The sequence below is a fragment of the Chromobacterium sp. LK1 genome (genome assembly GCF_001043555.1).
GTDB lineage: Bacteria > Pseudomonadota > Gammaproteobacteria > Burkholderiales > Chromobacteriaceae > Chromobacterium > Chromobacterium aquaticum.
The window spans coordinates 12,190-29,122 of sequence record NZ_LDUI01000032.1 but is presented as its reverse complement, the minus strand read 5'-3'; the positions used below and the strand labels follow the sequence as shown (position 1 = coordinate 29,122).

The following is a 16,933-nucleotide window of genomic DNA, read 5'->3' as shown; positions in this document are numbered from 1 at the left end:
GGGCGCCGCGCCGCAGAGCGCGCCGCCGCGTAGACATGAAGAGCTGTGTTAAGGGGCAAGGAGATTTGTTGTGGACCACGCGTTGACGCTATTGCTGGCGTACGCCTTTTTCTATCCGCTGTTCATGGCCTATCTGTGGATGGTGGGGGCGGTGCATTACTACTTTCATTACGAGCGAAAAGACCCGCCGCTGAACCAGCCGCCGGAGCTGGACTACCCGCCCCTGAGCGTGGTGGTGCCTTGCTACAACGAGGAAGACAATGCGCGCGAAACGCTGGCCTATGCGCTGGCGCTGGATTACCCGGAATTCGAGGTGATCGCCGTCAATGACGGCAGCCGCGACGCCACCGGCGCCATCCTCGACGAAATGGCGGCCGAGCACCCGCGGCTGCGCGTGGTGCACCAGGCCACCAACCAGGGCAAGGCGGTGGGGCTCAACACCGCGCTGGCGCTGTCGCGCCACGAATACCTGTTGTGCATAGACGGCGACGCGCTGCTGGACCCGTATGCGGCCAAATGGCTGATGCGCCATTTCCTGACCTCGCCGCGCGTGGGCGCGGTCACCGGCAATCCGCGCATCCGCAACCGCACCACCTTGTTCGGGCGGCTGCAAGTGGGCGAGTTCACCGCCATCATCGGCCTGATCAAGCGCGCGCAGCGCACTTACGGCCGGCTGTTCACCGTCTCCGGCGTCATCACCGCCTTTCGCAAGACCGCGGTCTATCAGGCCGGCTACTGGAGCGAGGACATGCTGACCGAGGACATCGACATCAGCTGGAAGATCCAGCTCAAGCACTGGAGCGTGCGCTTCGAGCCGCGCGCGCTGGTGTGGATACTGATGCCGGAAACCCTGCGCGGACTGTGGAAGCAGCGGCTGCGCTGGGCCAAGGGCGGCACCCAGGCGCTGATGCGCAATGCCTGGGTGCTGCGCACCTGGCGGCACCGCCACATGTGGCCGGTGTACTCCGAGTACTTCCTCAGCGTGGTGTGGTCCTACACCATGGCCGGCATCATCGTGTACTGGCTGCTGAGCCTGTTCTTCAGCTCCTGGCTGACCGGGGTGGCCTCGCCCTTCGTGCCCGGCTGGCACGGCCTGATTCTGGGCGGCACCTGCATGCTGCAGTTCGCCATCAGCAAGATGATGGACAGCCAGTACGATGCCGACCTCGGCAAGAACTACTACTGGATGGTGTGGTATCCGCTGGCCTATTGGTTGCTGAACATCGGCACCACGGTGGTGGCCTTCCCGCAGGCGGTGTTCCGCAAGAAGGGCAAGCGCGCGCGCTGGGTCAGCCCGGACCGGGGAGTGCGCGCATGAGACGGCCGGGAGAAGGCCTGATCATCCAGGCCGCGCACAATATGAGCGCGCTGCAGCGCCTGCTGTCCTGGCTGCTGACCTTGTTGTGGTGGCTGCTGTGGCTTTATCTGTGGCTGCCGGCGGTGGCTTTCGCCTGCTATCTGATCTGGGGGCGCGAGGTGCTGCCGGTTTCCATCCGCGCGCTGGACGCGCCGGCGCATCTGACCCTGCTGAGTGAGTACGGTCTGTTCATCGCGCTGTTCGGCTTGTGCCTGGTTCTGTGGTCACGCGTCAATTACTGGCGTTTTTCCGGCAAGCAGCAGCGCAGCCGCATCCCCGACGTCACGCTGGAAGCCCTGGCTGCGGACCTGGGCGTGCCCCCGGCCGAGCTATGCAACGGCCGGGCGGCCAAGGTGGCGGTGGTGCATCACTGCGAGGAGGGCGGCATCGCCCACATCGAAACGGTGACGCCGTTACCAACCGCCGAACAAGGGCAGCAGCACTAAGGCCAGCAACAAGGCCCAGGCGGCACCGCCGGCGCACAGCGCACTATAGGCGAAATGCTGCGACTCCACTTCCTCCTCCAGCCCCAGGATGGCCGGCAGGCCGTGGTAGAGCAGGGCGAAGGACGCTGCCAGGCCCAGCAAGGCGCCCAGCAGATTGAAGGCCAGGTCCGGTGCCAGCAAGGCCAGGCTGGACAGCCACAGCGGCACCGCCGCGCCAGCCGCCAGCAGAAAGCAGGCATCGAAACCGGCGCTCAGCTTGTGGCTGGCGGCCAGGGTTTGCAGCACCCAGGCCATCAACGGTACCGTGGCCAGTTCGACGACGAAGAACAGCGCGGCGGCGATGAGCCAGCGTTCCATCCCCGCGGCGGGCGCGTAAAGCGGGCCATGGGCCAGGCCGGCGTAGCAGATCATCAGCGCCGGCAGCAGCGAGAACGGCAGTACCAGCTTCAGCATCATGCTGCGCGGCGACGGCGCATGCCCGCGCAACTCATCCCAGCCGATATGGCTGGAGAACAGCATTTTCGGATAGTGGCTCAGTTTCACGACAACGCTCCTTCAAGAATGGGTTGGACTGGCGGGTGGGGCTTGAAACCTGTTGACGACCCCTTGCGCGTCGCGGACGGGTGGCTTCGGCGAGTCGATCCGCGAAATACGCAATAATGTCTGCGCATTCCGCGTTTCCGGCTGTTTTACCCTGATTCGCAAGATCGCAAGCGGACTCTCATACTCTCAATATGTATCATGATGTGATATAAATTCAAGCATGAACCCCTTTTCAGACTCTCCCATTCTGAGCAAGGCGGATTTCGAGCGCCTGTCCGAGTTCCGCCATCAACTGCGCGTGTTCCTGCGCTTCAGCGAGGACGCCTGCCGTGGCCATGGTCTGACCCCGCTGCAATACCAGCTGCTCTTGCACGTGCAGGGCTATCCGGGCCGTGACTGGGCCACGGTGGGCGAACTGGCGGAACGGCTGCAATCCCACCACCATGGCGTGGTGGCGCTGGCCAGCCGCTGCGAGGAACTGGGCCTGGTGCAGCGCCGGCCCGGCCGCGAGGACCGGCGTCAGGTGGAAATCCACCTGACCGAGGCCGGGCGCAATCAGGCGCAGGCGCTGGCCGGCCTGCACCGCGACGAAATCCGCCTGCTGAGCGACAAGCTGGCGCCGCCGGGTTTCGAGCCGGATCAGTCCTCCAGATAGCGGCGGCGGATCTGCTGCAGCCGGCCATCGGCGGTGATGCGGTTCAAGGCCTTCTGCAGGCGCTGCACCCGCTCCGGCGGCGTGGCGGCGTTGAAGGCGAACCAGTACTGGCCGGTGCTGTCCAGCAGCCGGGCGGGCGCCACCGTGCGCTGCGGCAGCTTCAGCGCCTGCAACTGCCAGTGCATCGCCCAGTCCAGCATCGCCACCAGATCGATGCGGTCCAGCAACAGCTTGCGCAGATTGGCCGCGTCGTCCTGGCCGGCGTCCAGCTGACCGTCACGCATCAGGCCCTGCGCCGCCAATTGATTGAAAGCGGCGGAGCCGGCCAGCGCGCCGACGCGGTAGCGCCGCAAATCGTCGTTCGCGCGCAAGCGGATGTCGCGGCGCGTCGCCAGCCGGTATAGATAGACGCGGCGCGGTCCTATCGGCCCCACCCACTGGAACTGCGCCTCCCGCTCCGGCGTGCGCACCACGGTGAACAACAGCGCGTTGGGCGATTTCTGCACCGCGGCGTAGGCGCGCAGCCAGGGCTGCGCTTCAATGCTGAGGCTGAGCCCGGCTTCCTGCGCCGCCAGGCGCAGCACCTCGGTGGAGTAGCCGCTGATCTTGCCCTTGTCCACATAGTTCAGCGGCGGCACGTCCTCGGTGTAGGCATGGATGTCGACCGCCGCCGCGCTCAGCGCCCAGCACGCGCCGAGCGCCGCCAGCAGCGGGCGGATGATTGTCCCCGGAATGACCATTTTTTGTCCGTTATGCGTGATGGCTCACAGCATGGCAGTTTGCCAGACAAAATCGCGGTATTGATGACAAATGGGGCAGGGGCGCGTTCAGCGCAGCGCCAGCGCGGCTCCCAGCCCGATCAGCGCGCAGCCTATGAAGCGGTTGAGCCCGCGCTGCCAGCGCAGCATGCCGGCGTGCAGCCGCGGCTGGGTGAACAGCACGGCCACCAGCGCGAACCAGGCCAGGTGGGCGGTGGAAATGAACAGGCCGTAAGCGAAGCGCAGCGCCGGCGGCGTGTCCGCGTTCACCGCCTGACTGAACAGGCTGAGCACGAATAGCGAGGTCTTGGGGTTGAGCGCATTGCACAACAGGCCGGCGCGCAGCGCCTGCCAGGCGCTTTGCCGGCCGTGCGCCGTAGCCGGGCCGGCGGCCAGCGGCGGCTGGATGAAGGTGCGGTAGCCGATATAGAGCAGATAGCCGGCGCCCAGCAGCTTGAAGCCGGCCAGCAGCCACGGCGTGCGGCTGAGCAGCAGGCTCAGGCCCAGCAGCGCGCACAGCACGTGGAATTGCACGCCCAGCGCGATGCCGCAGGCGCCCAGCACGCCGTGGCCGCGCCCGTATTGCAGGCTGTTGCGGGTGATGACGGCGAAATCGGCGCCGGGGCTGATCACGGCGAGCAGGGTGAGCACGGCAACGGTGAGGAGTTCATTCATCGCGACAAGACTTTCAGGGTGGAAACGAGGTCGATTGTCGCGGGCTTGGCGCGCGGCCAAAATCGATTTATTGTCAGCGCATTGAGTGAGGAAAAATCACAGATGAGCTATCGCATTCCCGCCTTGAACGCCGTTCGCGTGTTTGAAGCCGCCGCGCGCCACGGCAGTTTCGTCAAGGCCGCCGCTGAACTATGCGTGACCCACGGCGCGGTCAGCCGCCAGGTCAGGCAATTGGAGGAAGGCCTGGGCGTGGCCTTGTTCGAGCGGCGCAACCGGGCGGTCTTCCTCACCGCGGCTGGCGAAAGCTTTTACCACAGCTGCGCCGAGGCGCTGCGGTTGCTGGAGCAGGGCGCGGCCCGCGCGCGGCGGCAGGCGGACGCGCCGCTGCGCCTGTCCTGCGAGCCCACCATTGCGATGCGCTGGCTGATACCGCGGCTGCCGGCCTTTCAGGCCGAGCATCCCGGCATTGAGCTGCTGCTGTCCGCCGCCGGTGGGAAAGTTGATTTTTCCTCACAGAGAATCGACTTGGCCCTGCGCCGCGACGACAGTGGTTGGGGCCTGGGCGACCATGTGGCGGCAGTGGCGCGCGAATGCGTGGGGCCGGTGTGCGCGCCGGCGCGGCTGGGCGCGTCCGGCGGTGATTGGCGCGAACTGCCCCTGCTGCACGCGGACAGCAGGCCGGAAGCCTGGAGCCGCTGGCTGACGGCGCAGGGAGAGATGGCCCGCGCCGAGGCCGGCCGCTTCGAACATTTCTATCTCAGCCTGCAAGCGGCCGAGGCCGGGCTGGGGCAGGCCATCGCCTCGGTCTATATGGCGGCGGACGCCTTGGCATTGGGCCAGCTGACGGCGCCGGCCGGCTTCCGCGCCGACGGCTCCAGCTATGTGCTGTTGTCGCCACGGCCGTTTGAAGGCGACACGCGTCGGCAGGCGGTGCTGGACTGGCTGCGCCGGCAGATGGCGCTGGATCTGGCGCGCAACGGCTGCGCCGATTGAGAGCCCGCGGCCGGACCGTCAGCCGGCGCTGTCGATGGCGGGCAGGCCGGCCTGGCAGCGTTCGAACAGCTCGCGCTCCTCGAAGCGCACATGCGCTTCCAGCAACTCGGCGAAGCGCGCTAGCGTCGTCGCGTCCGGCGCCGCCAGCTCGGCGCTCAGCGCGCGCAGCCGGCGGTGCTCGTCCAATGCCCTGATGGCCAGCGCGGCGTGTTCGCTTTGCGCCAGCCGTGGAAACAGCATGGTTTCTTCTTCGATGAAATGCCGCTCCAGCGCATCGGCGCTCCAGGCTTGCAGTTCGGCGGCCAGGCGGGCCTGCCGCTCCGGTTCGCCGCTGGCGGCGGCCAAGCGCGCCTGACGCGCCATTTTCAGCGCCTGGTGATGTTCGCGGGACAGTTCCAGCAAGGCGGGGTGTCGCTTCATGACGAGGGTTCTTTCAGAGATCGGGACGTCGGCGCGCGGCCGCGGCGCAGGCTGGCCAGCAGCAGGGCGACAAAGGCCAGCACTGTCAACGCGTTCAGCAGGCCGGCCGCGCTGCGCCAGGCGAAGCGGCCGTCCAGCATGCCGCCCAGCCGCAGCAGCAAGGACAGATGCAGGGCCGCCAGCGGCGCGTAGAACGCCGGGCTATAGGGCAGCTTCAGCCGCGTCAGCGCCGGGATGATGATGGGAGCGTGGCCGAACACCATGGAAAACACGAAGCCCAGGCCCAGCGCGTGCAAGGCCGCGTCGCGCCAGGGGTGGCCGGGCAGCAGCGCGCCGGCCAGGCCGAGCGCGCCGGCGACGGCCAGCCAGCCATAGCCGCAGAGCAGGGCTATGGCGATGTAGCGGGTCAGCCCGCGCTGGCGCGCATTGCGGCGGGCGATGTCATGGCGCAGCAGCCAGGCGGCCAGCGCCAGCAGCGCCGCCGCGTACAGGCGCAAGCCGGCGTCCGGCAGCCACAGGCTCAGGGCGGCGGCGGCGCACAGCGCCAAGGCCGCCAGCGCGAAGCCGTGCCGCGCCGACGCGGACAGCGGCAGCAGCCGGGTCAGCTCCAGCCGCTCGCCGGCAATGGTCAGCACCAGGAAGGCCAGCCACCAGGGAATCGCCGGCTGCGCATCGCCGCCGAGCAGCCAGGCCAGATTGCCGAGCAGCCAGCACAGCGCGGCGGCGGCCAGCGTCGCGGTGAAGGCGGCGGGCTGCCGCCGCCATACCAACAGGCTGCCGGCCAGCAGCACGGCGGCCGCCAGCGTCAGCAACAGCGGGGCCGCGGCGGGAGGCAGGCCGGCGATCAGGCTCAGGCCGGCCAATCCGGCTCCGGCCGGCGCCAGCAGCGCCCAGTTCCGCTTCAGCGCCACCGCGCGCTCCAGGCTGATCACGCAGCCGAAGAAGGCGCCTATCATCAAGGCCGCGTGCTGGCCGGCCAGCGCCGCCGCATAAGCCGGCGTGGTCCAGCCCAGGCGCGCCAGGCCGGCCAGCGCGCCGCTGAACAGGGCCAGCGCCGCCAGGGCCAGCCAAGGCAGCCGCAGCGCCTGCGCCGGGCTCATGCCTGCCAGCCGAAGTGACGGCGGCTGTCCTCGCTCATCCGTTCCGGCGACCAGGCCGGCTCCCATACCAGATTGACATGGATGCGGCGCTGCGGCGGCAGGCCATGGGTGAGCGCGAACTCCACCTCGTCCAGAATCATCTCGCCCATCGGGCAGGCGGGCGAGGTCATGGTCATGTCGATCAGCAGCTGTTCCGGCTGCGGCTCGATGCGGTAGACCAGGCCGAGATCAATGATGTTGACGCCGATTTCAGGGTCTATGACCTGGCGCAGCAAGCTGCGCGCCAAGTCCACTTCTTGTTGCTGTTCAGGTGAGAGCGGGTCCGACATGGTGGTCGCCTTTTTAAGGTATATATTTTTTACACCTTATGGATGCTACGCCGCTGGCGGAGGCCGGGCAATAGGCCGTTCAGCCTAAATCACGGTGCTGCGTCTGTTCCCAATCCAGCCCAAAGCGCGCCAGGTATTTGCGCAGCCGATCCGCGTCGTTGGGCTGGGCCTTGAGCTGGCGCGAGGCGGCGAACAGCTTGCGGCCCGCCTCGGACAGAGTGGCGGACTCGGCGCACACGCGCAGCACGCCTTCCAGCTGCATGCGGTCGAACAGATCCAGCCGCGCCAGCCGTTCCGGGTCCAGCAACGCCGGTGTCTGTTCCGGCATGGAATCTTGCCAGCCGTGGCGCAGCCGCGCGATCTCCTCGGCCACGCCGTCCTCGTCGATGCGGCCGGCGTCGGCCAGCGTCGCCATCCGCGTCACCGATGCCGACAGCTCGCGGAAATTGCCCTGCCAGCGCGCCTGCGGCGCGGCGGCGAAGGCGAGGTAGGCGCGGCGCGCCTCGGCGTTGAAGCGGGCGCGGCGGCCGGATTGCGCGGCATGGCGCGCCAGCTCGAATTCCAGATTGGGCTCGATGTCCTCGCGGCGCTCGGCCAGGCCGGGCAGCTCGAAACTCCATAGATTGATGCGCGCGTACAGGTCCTCGCGGAAGCGGCCGTCGCGCACCCATTGGCGCAGATCGCGCACCGTGCCGCAGATCAGCTGAAAATCGCTGCCGGTCTCGCGGTCGCCGCCAAAGGGGAAAAAGCGCTTCTCCTCTATGGCCTTGAGCAGCATCGCCTGCTCGTCCAGGCCCAGTTCGCCGATTTCGTCGAGGAACAGCATGCCGCCGTCGGCGCCGCGCAGCAGGCCGGCGCGCTCGGCGTGCGCGCCGGTGAACGCGCCTTTCACATGGCCGAACAGCGCCGACATCGCGCTATCGCCGCGCAAGGTGGCGCAATTGACCTCGACGAAGGCGCCATCCAGCTGGCGGCGCGCCTTCTTCAACTGGTACAGCCGGCGCGCCAGCTGGCTCTTGCCGGCGCCGGTGGGGCCGCTGAGCAGGATGGGCGCGTCGGAGCGCGTCGCCACCCGCTCGATCTGTTCGATCATGCGGTTGAAGCGCGGATTGCGGGTGGCGATGCCGGCCTTGAGGAAGGACACCGTATCGTCGCTCTCGCGTTGAAAGCGCTGCGCGATCTGGTCATAGCGCGACAGGTCCAGGTCGATGACGCTGGCCTCGCCGGCCAGGCGCTCGCCCTGGCGCGACGGCGAGCTTTGCAGCAGCCGCGCCGGCAAATGGCGGGACTCGGCGAGCAGGAACCAGCAGATTTGCGCCACATGGGTGCCGGTGGTGATGTGGACCAGATAGTCCTCGCGCTCGGTGTCGAAGGGATAGCGCGCGGCGAAATCGTGCAGCGTCGCGTACATTTCCTCGAAATCCCACGGGTCTTGCAGATTGACCGCGTGCAGCCTCACCTCGGTGTCCGGCGACACCGCGGCGATATCCTCGGCGGTCAGCTGCGCCAGTCTCAGATGGTGGTTGTCGTGCAGCAGCTCCAGCCGCCGCAGCGGCATCTGCGGCTGGGCGCAAATACCCACGCTGGGCCGCCATTTCTTCCAGCGTTCGGCGCCATGACCGCGCCGGTCCAGCACCGTGCCCAGGAATCCTATCGCTACCGTATCGCGCATGGCTTATCTTTTTAGATAAAAAACTAGATTATATTATCGCAAAATAAGCGGGCGATTCCAGATGGGTCGCGAGCGGTTTGTGGTGATTTTTAGATTTTATTATTAAATATCAATTACTTGACGGTTTTATTTTCCGGAGTCTAAGCGCTGGCACGCTTCTGGCTAAATGAATGGAGGAGGGAGTGGGAACATCGGCATGGGCCGGTGTTTCCGTCCCCGGGGCGATCCAGAGGCAGCGGCCCGGCTGCCCAAATCTCAACAAGAAAGAAAACAAACCGTGAACCAATATCAAACTCTGCAAGCGCCCAATGGCGCAACTATCAAAATGTGGACGCAAGGCGTGCCGGTGGAAGAAGCCGCCCGCGCTCAACTGCTGCAAACCGCGCAGCTGCCCTTCATCTACAAACACCTGGCGGTGATGCCGGACGTGCATCTGGGCAAGGGCTCCACCATAGGCAGCGTGATTCCCACCCGCGGCGCCATCATCCCGGCGGCGGTGGGCGTGGACATAGGCTGCGGCATGATGGCGGCGCGCACTTCGCTGCGGGCGGCGGATCTGCCGGATCAGCTGGGCGGCCTGCGCAGCGCGATCGAAGCCGCGGTGCCGCATGGCCGCAGTTCCACCCGCTCCGGCCGCGACAAGGGCGCCTGGGGCCGGCCGCCGGCCAGCGTGGACCAGGCCTGGGCGCGGTTGCTGCCGGGCTTCGAGGCCATCGTCGCCAAATACCCCAAGCTGGCGAAAACCAATAACCATGCCCATCTGGGCACGCTGGGCACTGGCAATCACTTCGTCGAGGTCTGTCTGGATCAAGAAGACCGGGTCTGGTTCATGCTGCACTCCGGCTCGCGCGGCGTCGGCAACGCCATCGGCAACCTGTTCATCGAACTGGCCCAGGCCGATATGCGCCAGCACATCGCCAATCTGCCGCACCGTGAACTGGCTTACTTCGAAGAAGGCAGCCGCCATTTCGACGACTACGTGGAAGCGGTGGGCTGGGCGCAGGACTACGCGCGCCAGAACCGCCTGCTGATGATGCGCCACGTGGTGGACGCCGCGCGCACGGTGATCGCCAAGCCTTTCGACGCCGAAGTGGAGGCGGTGAACTGCCACCACAACTATGTGCAGCGCGAAACCCACTTTGGCCAAGAGGTGCTGGTGACGCGCAAGGGCGCGGTGGCCGCGCACAAGGGCCAACTGGGCATCATCCCCGGCTCCATGGGCGCCAAGAGCTTCATCGTGCGCGGCCTGGGCAATGAGGACGCCTTCTGCTCCTGCAGCCATGGCGCCGGCCGCACCATGAGCCGGACCGAGGCCAAGCGCCGCTTCGACATCGAAGACCAGCGCCGCGCCACCGCCCATGTGGAATGCCGCAAGGACGTCGGCGTGATCGACGAGATCCCGATGGCCTACAAGGACATCGACGCGGTGATGGCGGCGCAGTCCAGCCTGGTGGAAGTGGTGCACACCCTGCGTCAGATCGTCTGCGTCAAAGGCTGAGGCTAGCGATGGTTGACGCAATGGCCGGCGCAAGCCGCTCCAGGCGAGGGCGTGACGGCGCGATCCGCGCGCCTTTTTGGCCTGGCGCGGCCGACCACGGTTCAAGGCCGACTCATTAGTCTTGTGCGAAGCTGCAACGCCTGCGCCGCGAGCGACCGCCAGTCGCGTCGCCCGTGCCAGGGTTGGGAAGCGGGCGTCAAACCGTCGGCTTCGCCTAGAACCTGTTTACGATCTGCTGCGCGTTGGCGGGATGGATAGAAATGGGCGTTGAAACCAAGCTCAAAATGCTCATGTACCACGTGTAGATTCCGCTTTTTCGCTGGTTTTCGCCTTGTCTCGCCTTAGCTCGCGAGATTGTAAACAGGCTCTTAGAACCTGTTCAATGTCTGCCGCGCCTCGTGAGGTGTGACACGGTGGGCGCGCCTTCGGAATGCTCAATGTGCCGCCTGCGCATCCCGCTTCTGCAGGCGTTGCCGCCTTGTCTTGCTCGGGTCCGCGATAGCGTGAACAGGCGCCTGAAAATCAAGTATCTGTCGCCGGCATGTCCGCCGGGGCCGCCTTGTCTCAGGCCCTGGCCCTGCCGGCGCTCTGGAGACAGACATGCAAGAATTTTTATTTCAACACCCGCTGGACGACGCCATGCGCGCGCGGGTGCTGCGCGAACTGGACGCACTGGAGCGGCGACACCGGGTGAGGGTGTTGTACGCCTGCGAATCCGGCAGCCGCGCCTGGGGCTTTCCCTCGCCGGACAGCGATTACGATGTGCGTTTTATCTATGTGCACGAGCCGGAGTGGTATTTACGGGTGATGCCGCAGCGCGATGTGATCGAACAGCCGATCAGCGACGCGCTGGACCTCAGCGGCTGGGAGCTACGCAAGGCGCTGCGCCTGTTGCACGACTCCAACCCGGCGCTGAGCGAATGGCTGCAATCGCCGCTGGTCTATCGCGCCGATCCACAGGCGCTGCGGCTGCTGCGCGCGCTGGCGCCGGAATTCCGCTCGGAGCGCAAATGCCGCTGGCACTACCTGGCCATGGCGCGCAAGTGGCCAACACCTATCTGCGTGGCGATCAGGTTCAGCCCAAGAAGTATCTGTACGCGCTGCGCGCCTTGTTGGCGGTGGCCTGGTTGGACGCCGGGCGCGGCATGCCGCCGCTGCGCTTCGCCGAGCTGGCCGCCGCCGGCATAGAAGACGCGGAACTGGCCGCCGACATCAACCGGCTGCTGGCGGCCAAGCTATCCGGCGCTGAAACGCTGGCGGGGCCGCGCCGGCCACGTATCGACGCCTTCATTCAGGAGCGGCTGGAGCAGTGCGTGCCGGAGCCGCCGCCGTTGGCGCTGCCAGCCGGGGATGGCGCGCGGCTGGATCAGGTGCTGTGGCGGCTGGCCAGGCCCTTAGACCAATCGCCGCAACGGGTGTCCAGCTGAAAGGACAGCATTATTTATCCAAATGGAATAATAAGATGACCGGGTCGGCGGTACGGCGTCAATGCCGGCCGCTGGCCCTTTATCACTTAAATAGAGCCTGTTCCACGGCCCGCGCGCCAGGGCGAAATCAGCGAAAGAAATAGAATGCCCATACGCTATATGAGCATTCCGCCGCCGTTTTCAGCATGGCATTCCGGCGGCGCGGCGGACTGTGAAGCGGCTCTCAGAACGTGTTTATGATCTCGCGAGCTAAGGCGAGACAAGGCGTTGCGGCTGAGAAAGCGGAATGTACAAGTGGTACATGAGCATTTCGAAGCTGTGCTCACCGCGTCACGTTTCACGACGCGCAGCAGATCGTACACAGGTTCTTCAACCGGGGGTATCGTGATGAGCTTCTCTAATGTCCAATCCAGGCCGGGCCAGCAGCCGCGCCATGGCCAAGTATTCAAGCCGGAATCGCGTGGCCAGTTCTGCGTGGATGGCGTCAACGCCCAATGCCCGCTGCAAAGCTGGCATGTCAACGGCCTGGAAAGCGGCAAATTCTTCCCCGCCGCCGTGGGTGGTCTGCGCGATCCGCTGGCGCCGGACGATGTGGCCAATGTGGCGCCGCCGGCGGACGGCAAGATCGCCAGCGCCGGCCAGGCTTTCGCCGCGGTGCTGGACGAACAGAGCGCCGAGCGTTGGCACAAACACCCGGTCAAGCCCGGCCAGAGCCTGGACTTTCAATGGAGCTATCACGCCATCCACCTGACCCGGCGCTGGAACTACTTCATCACCAAGCCGGACTGGAACCCGAACCAGCCGCTGAGCCGCGCCCAGTTCGAGGCCGAACCGTTCCACAAGGTGGAACTGACCGCCCAACCCTATTGGTCGCACAACGACGCGCTGACACCGCCGGATCCCACCATTCACCAAGTCAGGCTGCCGGAGCGCAAGGGCTACCACGTGGTGCTGGCGGTATGGGAAGTGGCCGACACCGGCAATGCCTTCTACCAAGTGATCGATTTCGACTTCGGTTGAGCCGGCGGCCGGAATGAAAAAACCGCCCGCCGCGCGGCCGGAATACCAGGCCGTGACGACGGGCGGTTTGACTGGGTGCGGGAGGCAGGAACGGCTTAAGTCATTGCCTCGAAACGCTCGCCCACGAACACCCGGCAGGGATTGCCGCGCGCCACCTGATGATGCAGCAAGCGCCGCGCCGCGCGCGCGCCGGCCGCGTCCCGCTCCGCCAGTTGCTCCAGCTTCAGCGCGATCAGGCGCAGCGCCAGCCGCTTATTGGCGTGCTGGCTGCGCTCCGATTGCACCTTGACGCTGATGCCGCTGGCGATATGCGTGGCGCGCACCGCTGATTCCGTACGGTTGACGTGCTGGCCGCCGGGGCCGGACGCGCGCAGGGTTTCGAAGCGGATTTCCCCGGCCAGTTCTGCGGCCGGCTCCGGGCAGCGCGCCACGCCGATGAACCAGTTCTTGCGCGGATGGCGCGGCCGGTACGGGCTGGCGGCGCGCCATTGCAGCGTGCCTATCCATCGCGCCGCCAGCGCCTCGGCGGCTTCGCCCTCCAGGGCCAGCAAGGCCGAGCGCAAGGTGCCGGCTCGCGGGCCGTCTTCCTGCTCCAGTAGTGTCAGCCGCAGGCCATGCGCCTCGGCTTCCGCCTGCACGCGCGCCAGCGCCTTGGCCACAGCCAGGCAGCACTCTTCCGGCCCTTGGGCGGCGGAGATTTGCAGCAGAATCATCAGCAGCACTCCCCGCGGGTTTTATAGGTGAGCACCGGCGCCAGCCGCGCCAGCGGCCGCACCAGGCCGGCCTGGACCAGGGTGTCGACAATGCTGTCCACCGGCTTGTAAGCCTCCGGCGCCTCCTCGTAGATCAACTGCCTATCCTGGCAGATCACCTGGCCGCCCAAGCGGGTGCGCACCAGCTGCGCCGGGCTGAAACGCCGCGACAGCCGGTCCTTGCACTCGCTGCGCATCCATTTGCGGCCGGCGCCGTGCGCCAGCGACAACAGGCTCAGCTCGCTGGGCAGCGGCTCCACCAGATAAGTGAAATCCCCGCGCGAACCGGGAATCGCCACCAAGCCGGCATCCGCCGGCGTGGCGCCCTTGCGGTGCAGCCAGCCGTCGACGCCGCCGATGCGCGCCGGCGACACCAGGTTGTGATTGACGTCCAGCAGCGCTTCGCCGTCGGCGCGCAGCCGCTCCAGCATGCGCCGCGCAATCAGCAGCCGGTTGGCCTCGGCGAAGCGCAGGCCGGCGTTGTGGCGTGTGAGGTAGGCGGCGCAGTCCGCGCTGTCCTCCAGCAGGCCGGCGTGGCCGTGGCGGTCCACCTGCTCGCGCAGAATGGCCTGGCCCAGGCCGCGAGAGCCGCTATGCACCAGCAGCAACAGCCGCTTGGGGTCCAACGCCAGCGCGGCGGCGCGCTCGGCGTCGTAAATCCGGTCCACGCGTTGCAGCTCGGCGAAATGATTGCCGCCGCCTATGGTGCCCAGCGCGCTGTCGAAACCGCTGGCCGGCAGCGCCAGCGCCGCCACCCGTTCGCGCCAGTCCTCACCCAGCGGGCCGTCCAGATTGCCCAGCCGCTTGTCCAGTTTGTCCGCGCTCAATTTGCTTACGGCGAGATCCGTGCGCCACAGCGCCATGCCGCAGCCGATATCCCCGCCGATCAAGGCTGGATACACCCGGCCGACGGCGAAGAAGGCGGCGCCCACCGGATAGCCGCGGCCGGGGTGCAGGTCCGGCATGCCGGCCACGCGGGCCATGCCCGGCAGCGCGGCGCTAGTGTGAAGTTGCTGGATCGCGGAGCCCTCGATCCAGGTGTCGTCCGAGGCCAGCAGAGTGACGGTCTCGGACAGGGTTTGCATGCAATTGCCCATGAGTAATCCCACCCAATCCGGCGCGACGGCGGCGGCCTGGCGCAACGAGCGCGCAGGCGCAATGCGGTCCTGAGCCGGAGGGTTCAGTAAAACAGTATTGAAGGAAATGCGTTGGCTAGGGCAGAGCCGGGGCCGGAGGCCATTCGACGCGCGCGGCGGCAATGCCGGGCGCGGGGGAATCGATCAAGCTTGGGCGCGCTCTGCCAGGAAGGATGCTGTATGCCGCATGAAGGTCTCCTTGGCTGCGTGATGAAAGAAAGGCAGGCATGGTAACGCAGAAGCCGCGGCGATGCAATACGCATGCGCCGCGGCAGTGCCATCAGCCGGCGATATGCGCCGTCAGGCCGCTGGCGCAGGCGGCGACCTGCTCGCCCAAAGTGTGGCCGTCCGGGTAATCGCCGCCGTTCTGGCGGCGGAAGGGAATCTGCGCTTCATCCCACACCCCAAGCAGCCTCCGCCGCCAGGCGTCCTTGGCCGCATCCAGTTCCGCGCCGGCAAGGCGGTTGGCGTCGTACACCGCATGGGTGGGCAGCACCTCCATGCCGGGGTAGAACAGGCAGCCATGTGTCACGGGAAACAACAGTTGCTCCAGCGGCCCGTTGATGCCGCGCCGACCGTAGTCCCGCTCCGGCCCGCCCACCATCGCGGCCAGCATTGCGCGTTTGCCGCTCAGCGCGCCGTCGCCGTAGCGCCAGCGGTTGCCTTCGTTGCGATAGCCATAGGCGAAGCCGTAAGCGTAGACTCGGTCAATCCAACCCTTGAGCAAGGCGGGCAAGCCGTACCACCACAGCGGAAACAGCATGATCACCAAGTCCGCCGCCAGCAGTTTTTACTGTTCGGCCGCCACATCGGCGCTCTGCCGGCCATTGGCGTAAGCGTGCTGGGATTCGGAGATCAGGAATAAGCGCTGTGGATTGATCCGGTCCGGGAAATCCTGCGCGTCGGCGCCGGCTTTCCAGCTCATTGCGTAGAGATCGGACTCCATGACCTCGCAGCCCTGCTGTTGCAAGGTCTGCCGCGCCAGCGCGGCGAATTGGGCGGTTAGCGACGCCGGGTCCGGGTGGGCGTGGATGATCAGGGCGTGTCGGTTCATGCGGCCTCCAAGCGTTTAAAGGTGGAAAGCCGTCAGTCTGACGCGTGGTCAACAATTCGTGAAATCACGGTTTTTATTGCTTACTATTCATCAGATGGATACCAAACGACTCGACCTCAATCTGCTGGTGACGCTGGAAGCCTTGCTGGTGGAACAGAACGTGACCCGCGCGGCCGCGCGGCTGAGCCTGAGCCAGCCGGCGGTGAGCGCGCAATTGAACCGCCTGCGCGAGTTGTTTGACGACCCGCTGCTGGTGGCCGTCCACCGCGGCATGTATCCCACGGCCAAGGCGCTGGAACTGTTCGAGCCCTTGCGCAAGGCGCTGAACGAAGTGCGCGCCACCGTGGCCGGGCATCAGGATTTCGAACCGGCCAGCGCCGAGCTGACCGTGTCCATCGCCTGCACCGATTACCTGCAAGCCGCGCTGCTGATCCCGCTGGCGCGGGAACTGCGCAAAAGCGCGCCCGGCGTGCGGGTGGCGGTGCGCGCGCTGGATCTGCACCGGCTGGAAGCGCAACTGGAGCAGGGCGATCTGGACCTGGCGCTGCTGACCCCGCCGGCGGCCCCGTCCAAGCTGAACAGCTGCCGGCTATTCGACGAACACTATGTGCTGATTGGCCGCCGTGATCACCCAAGCTTGAAAGAAGGGCTGAGCGTGGAAGAATACGCGGCGCTGGACCACGTCATCGTGTCCTTGGACGGCAACGGCTTCTTCACCCCGGTGGACCGCACGCTGGCGGCGCTGGGCCTGCGCCGCAACGTGGCCTTGTCCGCCGCGTCCTTCCTGTTTGTGCCGGAAATGGTGGCGCAGTCCGACTTTGTCGCGCTGGTGCCGCAGCGCCTGGTGCAAGAACGCGGCGACGCGCTGAAGCAAGTGGAGTTTCCGCTACCCACCGAAAGCTTCGAAGTGGGCATGGCCTGGCACGACCGCACCCAGCAGCATCCCGGCCATCGCTGGATGCGGGACTTCATCGTCACCCTGGTCAATGCCCAGGCGGGATCGGCGGCGGATGCGGTGCCTCTCTCTTAAGAACCGGTTACGTTCTGCTGCGTAATGGCTTGTTCCCGCCGGGACTGGCGGCTGGTGGGTACCCACCG

Annotated in this window: 16 protein-coding genes and 2 pseudogenes; 8 read left to right on the top strand and 10 right to left on the bottom strand. The window is 66.5% G+C overall.

The annotated features are described in order from the left end of the window. The first annotated feature begins 70 nt into the window (after nt 1-70). Nucleotides 71-1,318, top strand: coding sequence for a poly-beta-1,6-N-acetyl-D-glucosamine synthase (gene pgaC, locus VI26_RS14295; protein ID WP_048410429.1), 1,248 nt, complete (start codon nt 71-73; stop codon nt 1,316-1,318). After that, the gene (gene pgaD / locus VI26_RS23295) at nt 1,315-1,803 is read left to right on the top strand and encodes a poly-beta-1,6-N-acetyl-D-glucosamine biosynthesis protein PgaD (RefSeq protein ID WP_053074430.1); all 489 of its coding nucleotides are present in this window, start codon (nt 1,315-1,317) and stop codon (nt 1,801-1,803) included. The genes pgaC and pgaD overlap by 4 nt, the downstream gene beginning before the upstream one ends. On the opposite strand, the gene VI26_RS14285 is transcribed toward pgaD, so the two are convergent. After that, nucleotides 1,771-2,346, bottom strand: a complete 576-nt coding sequence (locus tag VI26_RS14285) for a DUF1282 family protein (RefSeq protein ID WP_048410428.1) — start codon at nt 2,344-2,346, stop codon at nt 1,771-1,773. The two genes, pgaD and VI26_RS14285, sit on opposite strands and share 33 nt — an antisense overlap. A gap of 220 nt (nt 2,347-2,566) precedes the next feature. Here VI26_RS14285 and VI26_RS14280 point away from each other — a divergent pair, with 220 nt between their 5' ends. Then, the gene (locus VI26_RS14280) at nt 2,567-3,001 is read left to right on the top strand and encodes a MarR family winged helix-turn-helix transcriptional regulator (protein ID WP_048410427.1); all 435 of its coding nucleotides are present in this window, start codon (nt 2,567-2,569) and stop codon (nt 2,999-3,001) included. On the opposite strand, the gene VI26_RS14275 is transcribed toward VI26_RS14280, so the two are convergent. Further along, nucleotides 2,986-3,741 (bottom strand): ABC transporter substrate-binding protein, encoded by a 756-nt coding sequence (locus VI26_RS14275; protein WP_082151077.1) that lies wholly within the window; start codon nt 3,739-3,741, stop codon nt 2,986-2,988. The genes VI26_RS14280 and VI26_RS14275 overlap by 16 nt on opposite strands. A gap of 87 nt (nt 3,742-3,828) precedes the next feature. Next, nucleotides 3,829-4,434, bottom strand: a complete 606-nt coding sequence (locus VI26_RS14270; protein ID WP_048410426.1) for a LysE family transporter — start codon at nt 4,432-4,434, stop codon at nt 3,829-3,831. A gap of 102 nt (nt 4,435-4,536) precedes the next feature. Here VI26_RS14270 and VI26_RS14265 point away from each other — a divergent pair, with 102 nt between their 5' ends. Beyond that, nucleotides 4,537-5,427, top strand: coding sequence for a LysR family transcriptional regulator (locus tag VI26_RS14265; protein WP_048410425.1), 891 nt, complete (start codon nt 4,537-4,539; stop codon nt 5,425-5,427). 18 nt (nt 5,428-5,445) lie between these two features. On the opposite strand, the gene VI26_RS14260 is transcribed toward VI26_RS14265, so the two are convergent. The 4 genes from VI26_RS14260 to rtcR form a co-directional block, all read right to left on the bottom strand. Continuing rightward, nucleotides 5,446-5,847: a hemerythrin domain-containing protein gene (locus VI26_RS14260; protein ID WP_048410424.1), complete on the bottom strand. Its 402-nt coding sequence runs from the start codon at nt 5,845-5,847 to the stop codon at nt 5,446-5,448. Beyond that, the gene (locus VI26_RS14255) at nt 5,844-6,947 is read right to left on the bottom strand and encodes a hypothetical protein (protein WP_048410423.1); all 1,104 of its coding nucleotides are present in this window, start codon (nt 6,945-6,947) and stop codon (nt 5,844-5,846) included. Before VI26_RS14255 ends, VI26_RS14260 begins: the two co-directional genes overlap by 4 nt. Next, the gene (locus VI26_RS14250; RefSeq protein WP_048410422.1) at nt 6,944-7,276 is read right to left on the bottom strand and encodes a metal-sulfur cluster assembly factor; all 333 of its coding nucleotides are present in this window, start codon (nt 7,274-7,276) and stop codon (nt 6,944-6,946) included. The genes VI26_RS14255 and VI26_RS14250 overlap by 4 nt, the downstream gene beginning before the upstream one ends. Before the next feature lie 79 nt (nt 7,277-7,355). Continuing rightward, a complete protein-coding gene (gene rtcR / locus VI26_RS14245; protein ID WP_048410421.1) occupies nt 7,356-8,948 on the bottom strand; it encodes an RNA repair transcriptional activator RtcR in 1,593 nt (530 codons plus the stop codon). A 277-nt stretch (nt 8,949-9,225) separates the two neighbouring features. On the opposite strand from rtcR, the gene VI26_RS14240 reads away from it, so the two are divergent. From VI26_RS14240 to VI26_RS14230, 3 genes and pseudogenes are all read left to right on the top strand, one after another. Beyond that, on the top strand, nt 9,226-10,446 hold the full coding sequence (locus VI26_RS14240) for an RtcB family protein (RefSeq protein ID WP_331282573.1): 1,221 nt from the start codon (nt 9,226-9,228) through the stop codon (nt 10,444-10,446). Nucleotides 10,447-11,046: 600 nt separating this feature from the next. Next, a pseudogene (locus tag VI26_RS14235) lies at nt 11,047-11,873 on the top strand (nucleotidyltransferase domain-containing protein). Between the two features lie 387 nt (nt 11,874-12,260). Then, entirely contained in the window at nt 12,261-12,893 is a 633-nt protein-coding gene (locus VI26_RS14230; RefSeq protein WP_048410420.1) for a lytic polysaccharide monooxygenase auxiliary activity family 9 protein, read from the top strand. Between the two features lie 95 nt (nt 12,894-12,988). Here the strand turns inward: VI26_RS14230 and prfH are convergent, their stop codons facing one another. The 3 genes and pseudogenes from prfH to VI26_RS25025 all read right to left on the bottom strand — a co-directional run bounded on the left by prfH (nt 12,989) and on the right by VI26_RS25025 (nt 15,835). Beyond that, nucleotides 12,989-13,606: a peptide chain release factor H gene (prfH, locus tag VI26_RS14225; RefSeq protein WP_048410491.1), complete on the bottom strand. Its 618-nt coding sequence runs from the start codon at nt 13,604-13,606 to the stop codon at nt 12,989-12,991. Next, the gene (locus tag VI26_RS14220) at nt 13,606-14,730 is read right to left on the bottom strand and encodes an RNA ligase RtcB family protein (protein ID WP_197081480.1); all 1,125 of its coding nucleotides are present in this window, start codon (nt 14,728-14,730) and stop codon (nt 13,606-13,608) included. The genes prfH and VI26_RS14220 overlap by 1 nt, the downstream gene beginning before the upstream one ends. Before the next feature lie 331 nt (nt 14,731-15,061). Continuing rightward, nucleotides 15,062-15,835 (bottom strand): annotated as a pseudogene (locus tag VI26_RS25025) (NAD(P)H-dependent oxidoreductase). Between the two features lie 94 nt (nt 15,836-15,929). Here VI26_RS25025 and VI26_RS14210 point away from each other — a divergent pair. Continuing rightward, nucleotides 15,930-16,865, top strand: a complete 936-nt coding sequence (locus VI26_RS14210; protein WP_048410418.1) for a LysR family transcriptional regulator — start codon at nt 15,930-15,932, stop codon at nt 16,863-16,865. Nucleotides 16,866-16,933 lie beyond the last annotated feature (68 nt).

Bases quoted from the DNA above. Each gene is read 5' to 3' on its own strand.
- VI26_RS14260 (WP_048410424.1), bottom strand. From the start codon at position 5,847: ATGAAGCGACACCCCGCCTTGCTGGAACTGTCCCGCGAACATCACCAG.
- VI26_RS14275 (WP_082151077.1), bottom strand. From the start codon at position 3,741: ATGGTCATTCCGGGGACAATCATCCGCCCGCTGCTGGCGGCGCTCGGC.
- VI26_RS14210 (WP_048410418.1), top strand. From the start codon at position 15,930: ATGGATACCAAACGACTCGACCTCAATCTGCTGGTGACGCTGGAAGCC.
- VI26_RS14255 (WP_048410423.1), bottom strand. From the start codon at position 6,947: ATGAGCCCGGCGCAGGCGCTGCGGCTGCCTTGGCTGGCCCTGGCGGCG.
- pgaD (WP_053074430.1), top strand. From the start codon at position 1,315: ATGAGACGGCCGGGAGAAGGCCTGATCATCCAGGCCGCGCACAATATG.
- rtcR (WP_048410421.1), bottom strand. From the start codon at position 8,948: ATGCGCGATACGGTAGCGATAGGATTCCTGGGCACGGTGCTGGACCGG.
- prfH (WP_048410491.1), bottom strand. From the start codon at position 13,606: ATGATTCTGCTGCAAATCTCCGCCGCCCAAGGGCCGGAAGAGTGCTGC.
- VI26_RS14230 (WP_048410420.1), top strand. From the start codon at position 12,261: ATGAGCTTCTCTAATGTCCAATCCAGGCCGGGCCAGCAGCCGCGCCAT.
- VI26_RS14220 (WP_197081480.1), bottom strand. From the start codon at position 14,730: ATGCAAACCCTGTCCGAGACCGTCACTCTGCTGGCCTCGGACGACACC.
- VI26_RS14265 (WP_048410425.1), top strand. From the start codon at position 4,537: ATGAGCTATCGCATTCCCGCCTTGAACGCCGTTCGCGTGTTTGAAGCC.
- VI26_RS14280 (WP_048410427.1), top strand. From the start codon at position 2,567: ATGAACCCCTTTTCAGACTCTCCCATTCTGAGCAAGGCGGATTTCGAG.
- VI26_RS14250 (WP_048410422.1), bottom strand. From the start codon at position 7,276: ATGTCGGACCCGCTCTCACCTGAACAGCAACAAGAAGTGGACTTGGCG.
- VI26_RS14270 (WP_048410426.1), bottom strand. From the start codon at position 4,434: ATGAATGAACTCCTCACCGTTGCCGTGCTCACCCTGCTCGCCGTGATC.